General features: G+C 64.2%; 3 protein-coding genes. 2 read left to right on the top strand and 1 reads right to left on the bottom strand.

The window, feature by feature from the left end; all coding sequences use genetic code 11:
• Positions 1-12: 12 nt before the first annotated feature.
• A complete protein-coding gene (locus tag A1351_RS09180; RefSeq protein WP_245291625.1) occupies positions 13-894 on the bottom strand; it encodes a hypothetical protein in 882 nt (293 codons plus the stop codon).
• 102 nt (positions 895-996) lie between these two features.
• Here A1351_RS09180 and A1351_RS09175 point away from each other — a divergent pair, with 102 nt between their 5' ends.
• Positions 997-1245 carry a helix-turn-helix domain-containing protein gene (locus A1351_RS09175; RefSeq protein ID WP_064032826.1) on the top strand — a complete coding sequence of 83 codons (249 nt, stop codon included), beginning with the start codon at positions 997-999 and terminating at the stop codon, positions 1243-1245.
• An 82-nt stretch (positions 1246-1327) separates the two neighbouring features.
• On the top strand, positions 1328-1814 hold a 487-nt coding region (locus tag A1351_RS09170), incomplete at its 3' end, for a type I restriction-modification system subunit M N-terminal domain-containing protein (protein WP_198162315.1).

Genomic DNA, 1814 nt, shown 5'->3' with positions numbered 1-1814 from the left:
CACGCAGCCCGCTCATTGCTCGCTCTCCTCGGTGGACAGGCTGTCGAAGGGACGGCCGGTCATCAGCGGCTTCTCCGGAACGCCCTCCCGGCGGCGACGCGAATGCGCATGGAGCCCGAAGGGCGTCGGCCGGACCAGCGGGTCCGCGCGCGTCGATAGAGCGGGCTTCTCCATGCCGCGGACGACCGGCGCGAGCAGGCGCGCCAACTCGGCGTCGAGCGCAGCCTTCATCGCCTGCGTCATGGCGTCGATCGAGGCCATGATCGGGAGGCCGAAGGTCGCGTCGATTTTCTCACGGGTCAGCGTGATCGCTTTCGAAAATCCCGCCGATCCCAGATAATCGACAACAAAGGCATGCGCCGTCGTGACCCGCGAATAGCCCTGCTGACGCAAATAGGACGCGAGATTCAGCCTCAGCGCCATGAGATCGCGCTCGATCGCGCGGCGCTTTTTCGTCTCGGTGGCGCCGCCGCCACGCTTGATCGAGAGCGCCCAGGCGACTTCGTGCTCTTCATCGATCGCGAGAATGTCGATATCGACATACCTCGCGATCTTGCCGTCGACGAATCGGATCTGCCGCGTCGCCGTCATGGCGTATTCATGCGACTCGGCGAGCTCGAGCGCGCCTTGCGTGACGGGAACGCCGAGATTGCGGAACACGGTGCAACCGGCGCTCTCGAGGCAATCGCCGATCGCGCGTTCGATCAGCGGGCCATGGCGCTTGGCGGCGGATGCATAGGCCGAGACCAGCCGCGACACCTCGGGGCGGAACAGCGGATCGACAGCATGATCCGCCTCGATCGCCGCCTTCACGGCCTCGCGCGCCGCTTTGTTCAGCGAGTCGTCGATTTCGGTCGCGCCCTGGCGGCGCATCGTCATTTGGGTCTTACGCATTCAAAACACTCCTCACGGGAACAACGTCGTCCCATGAGTCGATATTGCCATTCTATGCTCGTATTGCTACTAGATGATAAGACCATGGTTAATGGAGACTGAATGATCACTCCCGCCCAATGCCGAGCGTCGCGCGCCTGGCTGCGCTGGACGCTGGACGATCTCGCCGCGAAATCCCGCGTGTCGAAGGCGACGCTGCACAATTTCGAGCGGGAGACGCGCGTGCCGCACGACCGCACCCTCGCGGATATTCGCCGCGCGCTCGAGGAGGCCGGCGTCGAGTTGGAGTTCGACGGCGCCGCCGGAATCGGGATTCGCGTCGCGCGGCCGGGCCAGCCGATCGCCGGCTAGACTTACGCAGACGCGCCGGCGCCTCCGGCGATTGCTCGGCGCGGGGCGGCCGGCTACTCTGCCGCCGCTTTCGGGGGGAGAGATGCTGACAGGCGAATTACGTGGCAAAATCGATGGCGTCTGGAATGATTTCTGGTCCGGCGGCCTCGCCAATCCGCTCCAGGTCATAGAGCAGATCACCTATCTCATCTTCATCAAGCGCCTCGACGAGATGCAGGAGCTCGAGGAGCGCAAAGCGACGACGCTGAAACGCCCGCTCGAGCGGCGCATCTTCCCGGAGGGCGCGGACGCCCGCGGCGAACGATACGAAAATCTGCGCTGGTCCCATTTCAGGCATTTCGCCGGGCCGGAAATGTACCGCATCGTCGACGAGCATGTGTTTCCCTTCATCCGCTCGCTCAATGGCGACGGCGGCGCCTATGCGCGGCACATGCGCGACGCGCGCTTTCAAATCCCCAGCGCACAGCTTCTCGCCAAGGTCATCGACAAGCTCGACAAGATCGATATGGGCGATCGCGACACCAAGGGCGACGTCTATGAATATATGCTGGCGAAGATCGCCTCCGCCG

Source organism: Methylosinus sp. R-45379, from assembly GCF_001644125.1.
Classification (GTDB): Bacteria; Pseudomonadota; Alphaproteobacteria; order Rhizobiales; family Beijerinckiaceae; genus Methylosinus.
The sequence above is the reverse complement of the archived record's forward strand: the minus strand, read 5'-3'. Positions and strand labels throughout refer to the sequence as shown.